At 51.5% G+C, this 15,851-nt stretch carries 18 protein-coding genes; 16 read left to right on the top strand and 2 right to left on the bottom strand.

Going from position 1 to position 15,851, the window contains the following annotated elements:
* Nucleotides 1–4: 4 nt before the first annotated feature.
* The gene (locus E1757_RS15800; RefSeq protein ID WP_133229769.1) at nt 5–772 is read left to right on the top strand and encodes an SDR family oxidoreductase; all 768 of its coding nucleotides are present in this window, start codon (nt 5–7) and stop codon (nt 770–772) included.
* Nucleotides 773–951: 179 nt separating this feature from the next.
* Nucleotides 952–2,364, top strand: coding sequence for an NADP-dependent phosphogluconate dehydrogenase (gene gndA / locus E1757_RS15795; protein WP_133229767.1), 1,413 nt, complete (start codon nt 952–954; stop codon nt 2,362–2,364).
* On the opposite strand, the gene E1757_RS15790 is transcribed toward gndA, so the two are convergent.
* The gene (locus E1757_RS15790; RefSeq protein WP_425464845.1) at nt 2,365–2,712 is read right to left on the bottom strand and encodes a hypothetical protein; all 348 of its coding nucleotides are present in this window, start codon (nt 2,710–2,712) and stop codon (nt 2,365–2,367) included.
* 183 nt (nt 2,713–2,895) lie between these two features.
* Here E1757_RS15790 and E1757_RS15785 point away from each other — a divergent pair, with 183 nt between their 5' ends.
* Nucleotides 2,896–3,405: a shikimate kinase gene (locus E1757_RS15785; protein ID WP_342774571.1), complete on the top strand. Its 510-nt coding sequence runs from the start codon at nt 2,896–2,898 to the stop codon at nt 3,403–3,405.
* Here the strand turns inward: E1757_RS15785 and E1757_RS15780 are convergent.
* Nucleotides 3,402–3,695, bottom strand: a complete 294-nt coding sequence (locus E1757_RS15780; RefSeq protein ID WP_133229763.1) for a rhodanese-like domain-containing protein — start codon at nt 3,693–3,695, stop codon at nt 3,402–3,404. The two genes, E1757_RS15785 and E1757_RS15780, sit on opposite strands and share 4 nt — an antisense overlap.
* Before the next feature lie 185 nt (nt 3,696–3,880).
* Here E1757_RS15780 and aroA point away from each other — a divergent pair, with 185 nt between their 5' ends.
* The 13 genes from aroA to E1757_RS15715 all read left to right on the top strand — a co-directional run bounded on the left by aroA (nt 3,881) and on the right by E1757_RS15715 (nt 15,839).
* Nucleotides 3,881–5,176 (top strand): 3-phosphoshikimate 1-carboxyvinyltransferase, encoded by a 1,296-nt coding sequence (gene aroA / locus E1757_RS15775; RefSeq protein ID WP_133229761.1) that lies wholly within the window; start codon nt 3,881–3,883, stop codon nt 5,174–5,176.
* A gap of 166 nt (nt 5,177–5,342) precedes the next feature.
* Entirely contained in the window at nt 5,343–6,167 is an 825-nt protein-coding gene (locus tag E1757_RS15770) for a C39 family peptidase (protein ID WP_181956652.1), read from the top strand.
* A 55-nt stretch (nt 6,168–6,222) separates the two neighbouring features.
* On the top strand, nt 6,223–6,648 hold the full coding sequence (locus tag E1757_RS15765) for a CoA-binding protein (RefSeq protein WP_133229757.1): 426 nt from the start codon (nt 6,223–6,225) through the stop codon (nt 6,646–6,648).
* 3 nt (nt 6,649–6,651) lie between these two features.
* Entirely contained in the window at nt 6,652–7,299 is a 648-nt protein-coding gene (gene thiE, locus E1757_RS15760; RefSeq protein ID WP_246079219.1) for a thiamine phosphate synthase, read from the top strand.
* 139 nt (nt 7,300–7,438) lie between these two features.
* On the top strand, nt 7,439–8,239 hold the full coding sequence (locus tag E1757_RS15755; protein ID WP_133229755.1) for a hypothetical protein: 801 nt from the start codon (nt 7,439–7,441) through the stop codon (nt 8,237–8,239).
* Between the two features lie 72 nt (nt 8,240–8,311).
* Nucleotides 8,312–8,536, top strand: a complete 225-nt coding sequence (locus E1757_RS15750) for a hypothetical protein (RefSeq protein WP_133229753.1) — start codon at nt 8,312–8,314, stop codon at nt 8,534–8,536.
* Nucleotides 8,537–8,557: 21 nt separating this feature from the next.
* Nucleotides 8,558–8,890 (top strand): spore coat protein, encoded by a 333-nt coding sequence (locus E1757_RS15745; protein WP_133229751.1) that lies wholly within the window; start codon nt 8,558–8,560, stop codon nt 8,888–8,890.
* A gap of 99 nt (nt 8,891–8,989) precedes the next feature.
* Nucleotides 8,990–10,882 carry a glucose PTS transporter subunit IIA gene (locus E1757_RS15740; protein WP_133229749.1) on the top strand — a complete coding sequence of 631 codons (1,893 nt, stop codon included), beginning with the start codon at nt 8,990–8,992 and terminating at the stop codon, nt 10,880–10,882.
* Nucleotides 10,875–12,608, top strand: a complete 1,734-nt coding sequence (ptsP, locus tag E1757_RS15735) for a phosphoenolpyruvate--protein phosphotransferase (protein ID WP_133229747.1) — start codon at nt 10,875–10,877, stop codon at nt 12,606–12,608. The genes E1757_RS15740 and ptsP overlap by 8 nt, the downstream gene beginning before the upstream one ends.
* Before the next feature lie 44 nt (nt 12,609–12,652).
* Nucleotides 12,653–13,186 carry a type 1 glutamine amidotransferase domain-containing protein gene (locus tag E1757_RS15730; RefSeq protein ID WP_133229745.1) on the top strand — a complete coding sequence of 178 codons (534 nt, stop codon included), beginning with the start codon at nt 12,653–12,655 and terminating at the stop codon, nt 13,184–13,186.
* Between the two features lie 259 nt (nt 13,187–13,445).
* Entirely contained in the window at nt 13,446–13,865 is a 420-nt protein-coding gene (locus E1757_RS15725; RefSeq protein WP_133229743.1) for a hypothetical protein, read from the top strand.
* A 181-nt stretch (nt 13,866–14,046) separates the two neighbouring features.
* Nucleotides 14,047–15,063, top strand: coding sequence for a catabolite control protein A (gene ccpA / locus E1757_RS15720; protein ID WP_133229741.1), 1,017 nt, complete (start codon nt 14,047–14,049; stop codon nt 15,061–15,063).
* Between the two features lie 74 nt (nt 15,064–15,137).
* Nucleotides 15,138–15,839: a 5'-methylthioadenosine/adenosylhomocysteine nucleosidase gene (locus E1757_RS15715; RefSeq protein ID WP_133229739.1), complete on the top strand. Its 702-nt coding sequence runs from the start codon at nt 15,138–15,140 to the stop codon at nt 15,837–15,839.
* The last annotated feature ends 12 nt before the right edge of the window (nt 15,840–15,851 follow it).

The following is a 15,851-nucleotide window of genomic DNA, read 5'->3' as shown; positions in this document are numbered from 1 at the left end:
TACGATGAATTTATTTGATTTGACAGGCAAAACGGCGGTTATTATTGGCGGAAACAGCACATTGGGAGGGGCGATGGCTGTTGCTCTGGGCGGCCATGGAGCGAATGTGGCGGTTGTCGGACGCAACATGGAAAAGTCCGGCGATGTGAAAAAGCGGATCGAAGAAGCGGGCGGAAAAGCCGAAGTGTTCTCGGCGGACGCCACGAATGTGGAAGATTTGCAAAAAGTATTGGCCGATGTGCTGGCATGGACAGGCCGCGTCGACATTTTGATGAATTGTCCGGGTAAAAACAGCCCGACGCCATTCTTCGATATTCAAATGGAAGAATGGGATTCGATCATGGATGTCAATTTGAAAAGCGTTGTATTAGCTTGCCAAGTATTTGGGAAACATATGGTTGACAAAGGCGAAGGCGGCAGCATTATTAACATTTCGTCGGCTTCCTCGGAAATTCCGTTGTCCCGCGTGTTTACCTATTCCGCTTCCAAAGCGGCCGTAAACAATGTTACGAAGTTTTTGGCGCGTGAGTTCGCACCGGCGCGCGTTCGTGTCAATGCCATTATCCCGGGCTTCTTCCCTGCCGAGCAAAACCGTAAAATTTTGTCGCCGGAGCGTGTCGATTCGATCATGGGCCATACGCCGATGAAGCGTTTCGGCGATGCCGAGGAGCTGCAGGGAGCAGCCGTGTTCCTTGCCTCCGATAAAGCTTCCAGCTTTGTAACCGGTTCGCTGGTAACGGTAGACGGCGGATTCACGGCGATGACGATCTGACGGCAAGCTCGGAAAAGGGCCGGTTACAGCCGGCCGCTTCCGTCATTCTTATAAAAGTTTTCAGCGGCTCATCTTGGAAAAGCCCCGATATAGGTTTTCTAATAAACAAGAATGTTCAAAATGGCATTTAAATCGTATAATAGGCTAGATAGGAATTTTGAAGGAGAGGAAGTAGAACAATGTCGAAACAACAAGTAGGCGTGATCGGTCTTGCGGTCATGGGCAAAAACCTGGCATTAAACATCGAAAGCAGAGGGTTTACCGTATCGGTGTATAACCGTTCCCGCGAGAAAACGGATGCTTTGATGGAAGAAGCCAAAGGCAAAAATTTGGTAGGTACATACAGTGTCGAGGAGTTCGTGGCTTCCCTGGAGAAGCCGCGTAAAATATTGATCATGGTTCAAGCCGGCGCCGGTACGGACGCAACGATCGATTCGCTTATTCCGCATTTGGATCAAGGCGATATCATTATCGACGGGGGCAACGCATTCTTCCCTGATACGCAGCGCAGAAACAAACGTCTGGCCGAGCTTGGCTTCCGCTTTATCGGGACCGGCGTTTCCGGCGGCGAAGAGGGCGCTTTGAAAGGTCCTTCGATTATGCCGGGCGGTCAGAAGGACGCTTACGAATTGGTCGAGCCGATACTGACGTCGATTTCTGCGAAGGTAGGCGGCGACCCTTGCTGCACATACATCGGACCGGACGGCGCAGGCCATTATGTAAAAATGGTTCACAACGGCATTGAGTACGGCGACATGCAGTTGATTTGCGAAGCGTACCAGCTGCTTAAGGACGTTCTGAACGTAAGCACGGACGAGCTTCACGAAATTTTCGCCGAATGGAATAAAGGCGAACTGGACAGCTACCTGATCGAGATCACAACCGACATCTTTACGAAAAAAGATCCTGAAACCGGCAAAGCGATGGTCGACGTCATTCTCGACTCCGCCGGCCAAAAAGGTACAGGCAAATGGACAAGCCAAGATTCTTTGAACCTGGGCATCCCGTTGTCCATCATTACCGAATCCGTATTTTCCCGCTTCCTGTCCGCGATGAAAGCGGAGCGCGTTGCGGCAAGCAAAGTGCTTAACGGACCTAAGGCGGCTCCATTCGACGGCGACCGCAACGAATTCATCGAGGCGGTGCGCAAAGCGTTGTACGCAAGTAAAATTTGCTCCTATGCGCAAGGCTTCGCTCAAATGAGAGCCGCATCGGAAGAATACAAGTGGGATCTCGATTACGGCAGCATCGCAATGATTTTCCGCGGCGGCTGCATCATTCGCGCCCGTTTCCTGCAAAACATTAAAGATGCGTACGACCGTAACGGCGAGCTGAAAAACTTGCTGCTTGACGAGTACTTCAAAAATATCGTGGAAAACTACCAGGATGCCTGGAGAACGGTTATTGCTTCCGCGGTAACCCGCGGCGTACCGGTTCCTGCGTTCGCTTCGGCGTTGGCATACTACGACAGCTACCGCACCGAGCGTTTGCCAGCGAACTTGCTGCAAGCTCAAAGGGATTATTTTGGGGCGCATACGTTCCAACGGTTGGACAAGGAAGGTTCTTTCCACTTCAACTGGATGGAGAATTAATTATCGGGTTTCCCTGTCTCGAGGCTTGTCGGGGATTGGAGGATGGAAACCGTAGGCCGCCTCGGCGATCCATTGTTTCAACCGGTCCGCTTCTTGATCGAAGCCGTTGCGGCGGTGAATCAGCATTAACGAAATATCCGCGAAATACCTAAAGTTTTGCATCAGACGTGGCTGGGAGAGCTCCATCAACTGGGGGTCCTCCTCAGCCACCTTTTTTTTGATATATTCCAATATCCATACAACATCGTCTTTGCATAACGGATAGGCCGGGTCCAGAATTTGCTCCAGCTTGCGCTGTGCGAGATTCGTAGTGGCCGCTGCGTGGGGCTGCTGCATCATAGACCGCATGATAGAATCAACTCGCTTTCACCTGTATTGTGCTAGTATTAGGATGGCTGCCTGACTGGAATTTATTCACATTTCAAACATATGATTTCGGATAACTTTCTATTCATGCTGTTCATCGTATGATATGATAATAAGGTTCTGTAAAGAAGCGCTATAACATGTATATATGAGGCTACCAGAGGTGTGAGAGGATTGAATAAAGCGAATGTAGTTTTAATAGGCTTCGCCGGAACAGGCAAATCGACTGTCGGCAGAGCATTGGCGGAACGTTTAAACTGGCAGTTTACCGATACGGATCATCGCATCGAGGAACGATACGGTATCAGTATTGCGGAAATATTCAAATTGCACGGGGAGCCGGAATTCCGCTCCGCGGAGAGCAAAGCGATCGATGAGGCGCTGGCTGAGCGGGGGCAAGTCGTATCGACCGGCGGGGGTGCGGTATTGGCTGAACGCAACCGGACCCGGATGCGGGAAGGCGGCTTTGTTGTGGCGTTAACCGCGTCCAAACGAGCCATTATTGAACGGGTCAGCCAGGATCAAAGCCGTCCTCTGGTCCAGGGCAATGTCGAGGAAAAAGTAACGGCTCTAATGGAGAGCCGCAAGCATGCCTATGATTTTGCCGATTTGAAGATCGACACAAGCGAATTATCCATTGAAGCGATCGTCGACAGGATTCAGGCGGCGCTTTAAAGAGATTCCCATTCGAGCATGCCGCCGCTCATATTTTTTAAATTCGTATAGCCCTGCGCGGTTAAATATTCATAGGCTTTTCCGCTGCGGTTGCCGCTTCTGCAGACGAGAACGGTCTCTTTATCCTGCGGTATTTCGCGCATACGGTCAGGAATTTGCATAAGCGGAATCGAAATGGCGCCCGGTATCATGCCTTGAGCGATTTCATCCGGTTCGCGGACATCAATAATGTGCAGCTGCTCGCCGCTGTTCAAGCGCGCTTTTAATTGCTCGGGAGTAATGGTTGTCATCGATAGGGACCTCCTAAGGTCTTATTTAATGGATTGCATTCAAGCTTCATGATATCGGCATAACCCGGCAGGTGTCAAACGGCAAACTTCGGAGTTTCCAACACAGTACCTGTATGGTAAACTGGCTGTAACCAAAATTGTTGTAATTTGACGGATTAATTGCGGAACAGGAGAGATACATATTCATGAAGGCTATCGTAAAACCGACGAATCGACTGGAAGGAACCATTAACGCATTATCTTCAAAAAATTACACGACCCGTTATTTGCTGATCGGGGCGTTGGCCGAAGGGATAAGCACGATTTATTATCCGGCCCACAGCGAGGATAGCGACGCGATGCGCCGGTGTATTCGCGATCTGGGCGCCATCGTGGAAGAAGACGACGAGAAAATGACGATTCGCGGCTTTGGCACTCATCCGCTGCCTGTGAAGGAGCTGAATGTCGGCAATGCGGGAGCGGTGCTCCGGTTTCTGATGTCGATCGCGGCTTTTTGCCCGGATCTGACTTTCATTAATGCATATCCGCAATCGCTTGGAAAAAGACCGCATGACGATTTGATCGTCGCACTTCAGCAAATGGGTGTGGAAATTGAGCATAATCAGGGCAAGCTGCCGATTACGATTCGCGGCGGCCGTCCGCGCGGCGGCAAAATTCAAGTTTCAGGCAATGTGAGCTCCCAGTTTTTAAGCTCGCTGCTGTTTATGACGCCGCTGCTTGAGGAAGACAGCGAGATCGAAGTGCTGCACGATCTGAAGTCGAAGGTAATCGTCGGTCAAACATTGGAAGTAATAGAGCAGGCCGGTATTCGAATCGAGGCGTCGGCCGATCTGATGCATTATAAAGTGCCGGGCCGCCAAAGCTATCAGCCGCAGAAATATGTCGTACAAGGCGATTATCCCGGTTCCGCGGCTATTTTGGCCGCCGCGGCCGTTACGAATTCGGACGTTACCGTACTGCGGCTCGAAGAGAAAAGCAAGCAGGGGGAGAAGGCCGTCGTCGACGTGCTCCGTGCGATGGGCGTTCAGCTTACGCATGAGAACGGCGTTGTGCGGGTACAGGGCAATCAGCGGCTGAAAGCCGGAGAGTTTGACGGCGATCATTTTACCGACGGCGTATTGGCGATGGTAGCCGCCGCGGTGTTCGCCGAAGGAACCTCGCGCTATTATAACGTTGAAAATTTGCGCTATAAGGAATGCGACCGCATTACCGATTTTGTGACGGAACTGCGCAAAGCGGGGGCCGATGTGGAAGAAAGACAAAGCGAGATCATTATTCACGGACGTCCGCAAGGAGTGGCGGGCGGCGTGGAAATCAACGCCCATTTCGACCACCGCGTCATTATGGCTTTGACCATCGTCGGGCTTCGTTCGGGACAGGGTCTTGTCATTCGCGACGCTCATCATGTCGCCAAATCGTATCCGCATTATTTCGAGCATCTGCTGTCGTTGGGCGCGCAGATCGAGCTCGTTGAGGAGTGAACTCGTTCAGCTTTGCTGAACATCGGGGAATCAGATGGGGACTCTACCCCATCTGATTCAAGGCCTGCCTTAGAGGTGGGGGTCTTAACCCGATAAAGTCGATATCGGATAAACCGGACAAGCTTTTCTTCATAGATGTGATTATGCTAAAAGTGGGTTGAGATCAATGACGATCTTATGGAAAGGAATCCAGGTTACGTTCGCTTATATGCTCGTTGCGGGTCTCCTCTTCGCGAGCGGGGTATTTTCTGTCCTGCTGTATGCCAAAATAACGGGACATGGCTGGTTCGACGACCAGGCCCCCGTTGCTTATGCGGAAACGGCCGGAGCGAATCAGCCGATAGCGGCAACCGCTGCCGAAGTTAAACCGCCGGTGCCTCCTGCGCGTTCGGCGCTTCTCGACGCTCCTCTCGTCCGCCAGCTCCCTGAGCTTCCTTCCGGATGCGAGGTAACGAGTCTCGCAATGATGCTTCAATTTTTGGGCATCGCCAAGGACAAGATGGATCTGGTTCCCGAGATGAAGCGCGACACGACTCCTTTGCGGCGCGGCAAGGATGGCAAAATTGCTTATTGGGGGAATCCGAATACAGGCTTTGTAGGTGAGGTTACCGCCGCCGGCAAAGGATTCGGCATTTACCATGGGGCGCTGCACGAGCTCCAGAAGCAGTATGTTCCGACCGCGGTCGATTTGACCGGTCAGCCGTTCGAGACATTGGAGCAGAAGCTGCGGGAAGGCATTCCATCGATCGTTTGGACAACTATCGACTATCGGGTTCCCGAAAAGTGGACCGTCTGGGACACCCCGATCGGTCCGATCCAAACCACGTTTATGGAGCATGCCGTGCTGCTCGTCGGCTTTGACGACGATTATGTATATGTGAATGATCCATTGAACAGTCAGCCTAAAATTAAAATCGGCAAGACGCGGTTTTTGGAAACATGGGAAGCAATGGGAAAACAAGCTTTATCTTATGACCCAGCCAAGCCTTAGACAGACAGGCGGTCACATGCTCAAGCTTTATACTAATTCGAGGAGGTTGACCCTTATGCCATTCGAAAATCCTTCCAGAGAACATATCAAGGAGCTGCTGAAAGCGGCGCGCAACGTAGCTGTAGTCGGACTGTCGGACAAACCGGATCGGGTTTCCCATATGGTGGCGGAGGCGATGCAAAAGAAAGGCTATCGCATCATTCCGGTGAATCCGAATGCTGAATCGATTTTAGGCGAGACCTGCTATGCGACTTTGTCTGATATCCCTGAGCCGGTCGATATCGTTAACGTGTTCAGACGCAGCGAGCATGTGGTGCCGGTTGCGGAAGAAGCGGTGCGCATCAAGGCGAAGGTGTTTTGGCTGCAGCAGGGCATCTATAACGAGGAAGCGGCCGAGATTGCGAAAGCGGGGGGCTTGGACGTCATTATGGACCGCTGCATTAAGGTCGAAGATTCAATACTGCTGCCTGGAGGGAAATAAACGTTGTCTTACGACCGGATTGTACGCGATTTGCAGGTTTATTTAGTGATGGGTCTGGAAGATGCCGGCGGCCGGACTGCACTGGAAATAGCCGTGGAAGCAATTGCCGGCGGAGTTACGATGATCCAGCTGCGTGACAAGCAAGCACCGCTTCGGCAAGTGCTGGAGCAGGGGGCGAGACTGCGGGATTTGTGCCGCGGGCATGGCGTTGCGTTTATCGTTAACGATCGGGTTGACGTTGCGGTTCTTCTGGATGCGGACGGCGTTCATGTCGGACAGGATGACATTCCCGGAGCCGAAGCGCGGAGGCTGCTGGGAAGCGGGAAACTAGTCGGAATATCCGCAGGCACGATGGAGGAAGCGGAGTGGGCGATGGCGAACAGAGCCGATTATTTGGGCGTAGGCCCGGTTTACGCTACGGCTACGAAGCAGGATGCCGGCGAAGCGATCGGCACGGATCTGATCGGTGCGATTACCGATCGTTGGAAAATTCCGGTAGTAGGCATTGGCGGGATCGGAGCCGACAATGCAGCGCCCGTTATTAAAGCCGGCGCGGCGGGCGTTGCCGTTGTTTCTGCGATAACGAGGCAGGCCAATCCGATGCAAGCCGCGCGGCAGCTGGCCGATGTCGTACGGCAGGCGCTAAAGTAAAAAAATTAGTTTCATCCATGAGCTACCATAAATAAAATAAATCCTCCTTAGAGAAAATAAGAAAGGCTTCCGGGACAGGACGTGTTGTTATTCCGTTTGTCCCGAAGACTTCCCACAAACTCTAAGGAGGATTTTTCGCATGTATCAAAACTATCAGCAAAATCAACAAAGCGGGCTTCAAAATCAATGGAGCTCCGGCAATGCAACCTCTCAATACCGCGGCTTGAATCAACAATACAAGCCGATTGGGTTTGTGCAATCCCAATATAACCAGAACCAAAATCAAAATCAATATCAGTACCAAAACCAAAATCAGTACCAGAACCAAAATCAAAATCAATACCAGAACCAAAATCAAAACCAAGGCTTCGGCCAAATGCAAAGCTTTGCGCCGATTTCTTCGATTCAGTCTCAAAATCAATTTCAAAACCCTCAATCTTTCCACACTGCAAGCTACCGTGGAAATCAACAAGGCCATGACAATCAATGGAGAGCCGATTCGACGCAGCCCGCCAACATCCAGTCCATGTCCGGCTTTACGAACCGTGCTTCCACTTTTTCGAATATCGGGACGTCTATCGGTTCCCAGCAGCAGCAATTTGCACAGCAAAGCCCACAGTCGTTCCATACGGCCAGCTATCGCGGCAACCAGCCTGGACATGACAATCAATGGCGTTCGGATTCGACTCAGCCTTCCGGCTCGGCACAAGCTCAGTACACCAATTCTATGAACAATATGAATGCCAACCAGTTTACTGCCGCTTCCCAACCGCAAGGCTTTAGCCAAATGCAAAGCAGCGCCCAAAATCCTCAAGCTTTCCATACAAGCAGCTACCGCGGCAACCAGCAAGGACATGACGCTTATTTGAAATCCGATTCGTTTCAACCGGCACAAAGCCAATACAATAGCATGAACGCCAGCAGCCGTTTCCAATTTTAAGTAAAATCAGAGCAAAGCGGGCCGAACGGTTCGCTTTTCTTTTTATGAATGATATTGAGGAGGATAATGCGGATGACATCCAATTCCGGATCCACACCGACGACTGCAGACCGTAACATGCTAAGCGATAAAGAGCTCCATTATTTGAAAGATTTTATGTCGTGGGAGCTGCTGGCGATGAAAAAATGCCGCGAAACGGCGGATGCGTGCCAGGATGCCGAAATCAAGCAGCTTCTTGAGCAAACCGGGCAACAGCATTTGCAGCAGTATCAAACTATACTCAATTATTTGCAATAAACCGAAGGGAGATGAACCCATATGCCGACAATGGAAATCGCCAAACCGCAGACAGGCGAGCTGCCGAAAGTAAAATCGCCGGAAATGAACGACCGGGACCGGATCAACGATATTTTGATGCTGCAAAAATATTTGACGAACGGATATAACACCGGACTGTCCGAAATGCAAAATCCGAAGCTGCGCCAAACGGTCGCCGGTATTTTGCAATCGCAGCACGATCTGCAGTGGCAGCTGTTCAATAAAATGTTCGAAAAAGGCTGGTATAAGATGAAAGCCGCGGATCAGCAGGAAATTGCGCAGGCCCATCAGCAATTCAGCAGCTACGCCTCCCAATTCCCGAGCTTCTCATAGCCGTTTTGAACAGCCCCGGACAAAGCTTTTGTTTTGGGGCTGTTTGACAAAATGAGGCATTGGGCTTACCATCGAAATAGAAAGGAGGGTGCGGTTGGTTTGAACTGGATGGGTAACCTGCAGCAGTTGGGCCGGTCGTTAATGCTTCCGACGATCACGATCCCTGTTGCGGCTATTTTGCTGTGTCTGGGTAATTTGCCATGGGAACAGATTCATTTGTCCCGCATCGGCGACGTTTTGTTATTTAGCGGCAGTACGATTTTTACGTATTTGCCGATGATTTTCGCCGTAGGCGTCGCACTCGGCCTGACGGAAAGCTCCGGCATCGCCGGTATGTCCGCATTGATCGGTCATGTGATGTTTATTCAGGCAACACGCCATTATTTAGGCCAGGAGTTTCACATGGGCGTGCCCGGCGGCATTTTGATCGGTTTGATCGCTGCGGTGCTGTTTCATCGCTGCAAGCACATTCAACTGCCGGAATCCATTCAGTTTTTTGGCGGTCCGAGAATGGTCCCGTTGCTAATGGGCCTGGCGATCTTTGTACTGAGTCTGATTACGATCGAAGTCGGCCCGTATATGGAGTCCTTTATGCAAACGCTCTCCACGGCTATATTGGGATTGGGCGGCTTCGGCACTTTTTTGTACGGCATTATTCACCGTTTGCTTGTGCCTTCGGGACTGCATCACGTGTTCAACAACTTTTTCTGGTTTCAGCTCGGGGCTTATGAGAAGCCTACGGGCGAGATGATCTTCGGCGATTTGCCCCGCTACTTTTCGGGAGATCCGACCTCCGGGGTGTATATGGCCGGCTTGTACCCGATCATGATGTTTGCCCTGCCGGCGATCGCTTTGGCGATCATTCACGAGGCCAGGGAAGATTTGAAACCGAAAATACGCGCTACGTTTTTAACGGCGGCGCTTGCTTCTTTTTTAACCGGAGTTACGGAACCTATTGAATTTGCCTTCTTGTTCGTGGCGCCGTATTTATTTATCGGCCATGCCATATTATCGGGATTGTCGATGTGGATTGCATACTACCTGGACATCCACCATGGCTTCTCGTATTCGGCCGGAGCCATCGATTTTATTATTAATTATCATTTATCCCGCAACGGGTGGATGCTGCTGCCGATCGGACTCGGGTACGGGCTCCTGTATTACTTTTTGTTCCGTTGGGCGATCCGTACGTTTCGTATTCCTACGCCAGGCCGCGAGGAAGGCTCGCCGCTCGAGGAATGGGCGGGCGATATCCCTTACCGTTCGCCTTTAATTTTGCAGGCGCTGGGCGGCAAGGAGAACATCAAGAACATTGAAGCATGCATTACAAGACTCCGGTTGACCTTGGTCAACGACCGGCTGCTCGATATCGCGTCGCTCAAGCATTTGGGTGCGGCCGGCGTCATTCGTCTGGGCGGAGGCAATGTGCAGGTCGTATTCGGCACCTACTCGGAGCTGATCCGCGAAGAAATAAAAAAAGTGCTGCGCAAGGACATTCACCAGGTGCTTTTTAACGCCCCGATGCAGGGTCATATGATCCCTTTGGAGGAAGTGCCCGATAAAATCTTTGCAGGCAAGCTGGTCGGCAACGGGGTCGCTTTTATGCCGGACCGCGGCGAGCTGGTCGCACCGATTGCAGGTAAAATCATTATTTTATATCCGACGCTGCATGCCATAGGCATTCAAACCGAGGAAGGGCTAGAAGTTTTGCTGCACATCGGCATCGACACGGCGCAGCTTCAAGGCAAATGGTTCACCGCCTTCGTCAAGGAGGGAGATACGGTGGAAGCCGGGCAATTGCTGGTCCGCTTCAATCTGCAAAAAGTAAAGAAAAACTGCACGTCACTGGCCACCCCGATGATTATTACGAATGTGGACAAAGTGAAGTCATGGAGCTTTGCTCCGTACAAGTCAGTGAAAAAAGGGCAGGCGTCCGTCATGTCGGTCGTCCTGAAAACAGAAGTCGCAGGGGGAGGGAACGTTTTTGGTTGAGGGGATCGGAGCTTCATCCGGCATAGCGATGGGCAAAGCTTTCGTCATTCCAACTTGGGAATGGGACTTTCCTGACAAGCTGATCGATGTCACCGATTTGGCCTTTGAATTCGAGAGGCTTTATGACGGTATTCGCTGTTCCAAGGATGAAATCGTACACATGAAGCAGGAATTCGTGTCTGTGCTCGGGGAGGAGCAGACGTCGATTTTTGACGCCCATCTGGCCATTTTGGAAGATCCTATTTTTATGAGCGAAGTGCAGGGGATCATGCAGCGGCAGTACAAGGCGGCCGAGGTCGCCGTTAAGGAAGCGATTGAAAAATTCGTCAATATGTTCGATTTGCTGGACGACCAGTATATGAAAGAACGGGCGCTTGATATCAAGGATGTCGGCAACCGGCTTTTGAAGCATTTGCTGGGAGCGCTCGAGGAGACGCTGCCGCCCAAGGACCATCCCTATATCGTCGTCGCCAAAGAGCTGATTCCGTCGCAAATGGTTCATCTCGACATCAATCAGGCGTTAGGCCTGGTGACGATGCTGGGCGGCAAAACGTCCCATGTGGCTATTATGGCCCGGGCGATGGGAGTTCCTTATGTGCTGGGGCTGGAAGGCAAACTGAACACGGCGATCCAAAACGGGGATTTCCTCATTATCGACGGCGATGAAGGCCGCGTATTCGTCAATCCTTCCGAGGAAATCATCGAGCAGTACAAAATCCGCAAGACGATCTGGCAAAAAATGCGCGATAAGCTGCAGACGCTGGCAGGGGTGCCTACACAGACGAAGGATGGCGTCGCTTTCCAGCTCGCGGCCAACATCAGCTCGGTCAAGGAGCTCGATCAGGCTTTAAGAAACGGCGCGTCCGGAGTCGGTCTGTTCCGCACCGAATTTTTGTATATGGACCGCCACAGCCTCCCGCAGGAGGAAGAGCAGTTTGTCGTTTACAAGCAGGTGGCGGAGGAGCTTGGCGGCAAGCATGTCGTGATCCGGACGCTCGATATCGGCGGCGACAAATCGCTCGATTATTTTGCACTCCCCGAAGAGGACAACCCGTCCCTGGGTTACCGGGCGATTCGGATTACGTTGGACCGGACGGATTTGTTCAAGACGCAGCTCAGAGCGATATTGCGAGCGAGCCATTATGGTCATATTAAAATTTTGTATCCGATGATCTCCTCGATCGAGGAGCTGGATAAAGCCAATCAAGTATTGGAAGAGGCAAAGCAGGAGCTGCGCAACGAGCGGATACCGTTCCAGGCGGATATTGAGGTCGGCATCATGATTGAGGTGCCGGCGGCGGTCCTGATAGCCGATATATTGGCCCCGAAGGTCGATTTCTTCAGCATCGGTACGAACGATCTCGTACAGTATGTGCTGGCAGTTGACCGGATGAACGAGCAGGTCGCGCATTTGTACGATCCGTTCCACCCGGCGGTGCTGCGGATGCTGAAGCAGACGGTAGAGGCGGCCAAAGCGTGCAATGTCCCTGTGAGCGTCTGCGGGGAGATGGCCGGCGACATCCGCGCTCTGCCGATCTGGCTCGCTTTGGGAATCAGGGATTTGAGCATGTCCGTCATGTCCATACTGCGCGTCAAAAACAGTTTGCTGCAAAGCCAATACAGCGAAAGCGCCGCGATATGGAAAGAAGTATTGGGCTGCGGCAGCGGCAAGCAGGTCGTCGAAGTGCTGAATAAGCATTTGCATCAGGATGTTTTAACCAAATGACCGAAAGCGTTCAATAAATAAAAAAAACGGATGGAGGGCTTACTGTGGAGTTGAAGGGCTGTAAGGTGTTGGCTTTTGTCGATGAGGACTTCGAAGATCTGGAAATGTGGTATCCCGTGCTCCGACTGCGTGAGGCCGGGGCGGAGGTTCATGTGGCAGGAGATAAAGCGAATAAAGTATATCATGGAAAATATGGCGTTCCGATTACTTCGGAGTATGATTTCGCCGATGTGTCGTCATCCGATTACGCCGGGTTGTATGTCCCGGGCGGCTGGGCGCCGGACAAGCTGCGCCGCTATGCCGATGTATTAAAGCTGACCAAGCAATTTCATGAGGCTGAGAAGCCCATTGCACATATATGTCATGCCGGCTGGGTGCTCGCCTCCGCCAAAATTTGTGCAGGCTACACGATGACCTCGACGCCGGGGATCAAGGACGATTTGGAAAACGCAGGGGCGATATGGGTCGATCAGGAAGTCGTGGTAGACCGCCATATCGTGTCCGGGCGCAGACCTCCGGATTTGCCGGCCTTTATGAAGCAATTTATTCGCGTGTTGGCCGAGCACGAGGCTCGTTAAAACTAAAGCTACCGCACGAATGCATCTTCATTGAACGGGCTTCGGTCCGGATGTCGCCGATTTGCGCAATGATGCGATATGCGGCCGGGCGATGCTTTTCGCAGCCGTACTGCCTTTCGCAAACGATTTGAACGATAGTCGGGTGTTAAATATTACATGCCTCATCACAGCAGGAGTTTGTACTCCAAAGTAGAATTACAAAATTACAGTATTTAAACCGCTGTAGGGACCTGTTGTAGTGATGAAGGAGTGGTATCGGTTGCAAAAGCAGTGCAAATGCGGCAGTTCGATGAGCATACGGCTGCGGACTGTCATTTATCAAAACAAAGTAGAGATAGAAAATGTTCCCGTGTTTTCGTGTGAGGAGTGTCAGCGAAGCGAAGTGTTTGCCGAGGTGAAGCCGGATCTCACCGGAATCATAGGAAAGCTTGGAAACTTGCCGGAGAAAAAACAGCTTTATTTTAACGACATAAGCGAAATCGCTCACCTGCTGCTGAAAGTGACGGAGAAAGAGCACGCGTCCGACCCGGTTGAAAAAATTGTGGAGGATCGGATCAATGAGCTGCTCGATCTGCTGCTGCTGGCCCAGTCCCTCGGGGATGAGCCTTGGACCGTCGATATTCGGAAACGGTTGACGCAAATTTCCAAGCAGTCGCTTTCGGTAAACGATCTCAACTAATACTTATCCGGTATTTTTACAAAGCCATCTGCCCGTCAGTTGGCTTTTTTTGCTGTTTTTTGATACTATTAATGTAACAAGACGCCGAATTCATTGCACAAAGCCATATTTTGTCGTATGATTAAGGTTAATAGTACAAGATCGAATAGTAATCACACTTTATATATTGGAGAGAATGTCCGTGACAGTAACCATTTATGATGTAGCCAGAGAAGCAGGCGTTTCCATGGCAACCGTTTCGCGGGTTGTCAACAACAATCCGAACGTAAAGCCGCAAACCCGCAAGAAAGTATTTGAAGCGATCGAACGACTCGGTTACCGTCCGAATGCCGTCGCCAGAGGTTTGGCGAGCAAGAAGACAACCACGGTAGGCGTGGTAATCCCCGACATTTCCAACTCGATTTTTTCGGAGGTTGCGAGAGGGATCGAAGATATCGCGAACATGTACCATTACAATATCATTTTATGCAATGCCGACAAGAAGAAGGAAAAAGAAATCCGCGTAATCAACACGCTGCTGGAGAAGCAAGTGGACGGTCTGCTCTTTATGGGCGGTACTGTAACCGAGGAGCATTTGCAGGCATTCAACACTTCGTCGGTGCCTATCGTGCTCTGCGCAACGACTGACGAGCAAAATGCGGTTGCCTCGGTCGATATCGACCATGAGAAGGCCGCCTTCGACGCCGTCAATGTTTTGATCCAAAACGGACATCGCGACATCGCGATGATCTCCGGAACATTGCAGGATCCGGCGAACGGATACGCCCGCTATCAGGGCTACAAGAAAGCGCTGGAAGCGGCCGGCATGACGCTGCGCGAAGACTACGTGCGGATCGGCAATTACCGGTACGAATCGGGACTGGAAGTAACGAAGCATTTTCTGGAGCTGAAAGACCGGCCGACGGCTATTTTTGCCGCAACGGACGAGATGGCGATCGGCGCCATCCACACGCTGCAGGATAACGGCTTGAAGGTGCCTGAGGATGTTTCGGTTATTAGTGTGGATAACATCCGTATGGCTTCGATGGTGCGTCCTCAGCTTACGACGGTAGCAATGCCGATGTATGATATCGGCGCTGTATCTATGAGACTTTTGACCAAGCTGATGAACAAAGAGATGAAGGATGCTTCGGAGCTGATGCAGGTCATTTTGCCGCATGAGGTCATTCATAGAAATTCGGTGGCTCATCGTTCATGAGCCTCTTTCTTTTGTTAGGTGGAAAATTGGGCTTATGCCTTAACTAATTTATGGTTCGGTGGGAGGATATTCGCTTGTCTTACGAAAAAATCGGCGTGATTGGCGCGATGCAGGAAGAGATTGAATTGTTTCTTGAGCATATGGAGCAGGTTCAAGTGACGGAGAAGGCGCAAATCGCGTTTCGGGAAGGGCGGCTGCACGGACGTTCGGTCGTGCTCTGCAAATCCGGCGTCGGAAAAGTCAACGCCGCGGTAACGACCCAACTGCTGATCGATACGTTTGGAGTGGAAGCGGTTGTTTTTACAGGGGTGGCCGGGGCGGTTGATCCCGAATTGAACGTGGGCGATATCGTCATTTCATCGGAGAGCATGCAGCATGATATGGACGTAACAGCGCTCGGATTTCCGAGAGGAACGATCCCTTATGAGGAAACGTCATTGTTTCCCGCGGACGACAAGCTTCGGAAGCTGGCCGAAGAGGCGGGTACAGCATTGTCCGAGGGGCGCGTGAAGGTAGGGCGGGTTTTGTCCGGGGATCAATTTATAGCGAGCCGGGATACAGTTGCCAAGCTGTACGAAGAGCTGCAGGGCGCCTGTACCGAGATGGAAGGGGCGGCCGTTGCCCAAGTGTGCTCGATGAACCGAATCCCCCATGTCATTATCCGGTCGATGTCCGACAAAGCGGATGGCTCGGCGCATGTGAATTTCGCCGAATTTACGCTGCAAGCATCCCGCAATTCATATCGCATTGTCGATCATATGCTGAAGCAACTGTAGAATAGTGAAGGA

Origin of the sequence: Paenibacillus piri, assembly GCF_004354045.1 — a bacterium.
GTDB lineage: Bacteria > Bacillota > Bacilli > Paenibacillales > NBRC-103111 > Paenibacillus_S > Paenibacillus_S piri.
Note: the sequence above shows the minus strand (reverse complement) of the source record. Positions and strands in the feature narration are given on the sequence as shown.

What these genes read in the sequence shown, in the direction of transcription:
- E1757_RS15800 (WP_133229769.1), top strand. Translation starts at nt 5, where the DNA reads ATGAATTTATTTGATTTGACAGGCAAAACGGCGGTTATTATTGGCGGA.
- gndA (WP_133229767.1), top strand. Translation starts at nt 952, where the DNA reads ATGTCGAAACAACAAGTAGGCGTGATCGGTCTTGCGGTCATGGGCAAA.
- E1757_RS15790 (WP_425464845.1), bottom strand. Translation starts at nt 2,712, where the DNA reads ATGCGGTCTATGATGCAGCAGCCCCACGCAGCGGCCACTACGAATCTC.
- E1757_RS15780 (WP_133229763.1), bottom strand. Translation starts at nt 3,695, where the DNA reads ATGACAACCATTACTCCCGAGCAATTAAAAGCGCGCTTGAACAGCGGC.
- aroA (WP_133229761.1), top strand. Translation starts at nt 3,881, where the DNA reads ATGAAGGCTATCGTAAAACCGACGAATCGACTGGAAGGAACCATTAAC.
- E1757_RS15770 (WP_181956652.1), top strand. Translation starts at nt 5,343, where the DNA reads ATGACGATCTTATGGAAAGGAATCCAGGTTACGTTCGCTTATATGCTC.
- E1757_RS15765 (WP_133229757.1), top strand. Translation starts at nt 6,223, where the DNA reads ATGCCATTCGAAAATCCTTCCAGAGAACATATCAAGGAGCTGCTGAAA.
- E1757_RS15755 (WP_133229755.1), top strand. Translation starts at nt 7,439, where the DNA reads ATGTATCAAAACTATCAGCAAAATCAACAAAGCGGGCTTCAAAATCAA.
- E1757_RS15750 (WP_133229753.1), top strand. Translation starts at nt 8,312, where the DNA reads ATGACATCCAATTCCGGATCCACACCGACGACTGCAGACCGTAACATG.
- E1757_RS15745 (WP_133229751.1), top strand. Translation starts at nt 8,558, where the DNA reads ATGCCGACAATGGAAATCGCCAAACCGCAGACAGGCGAGCTGCCGAAA.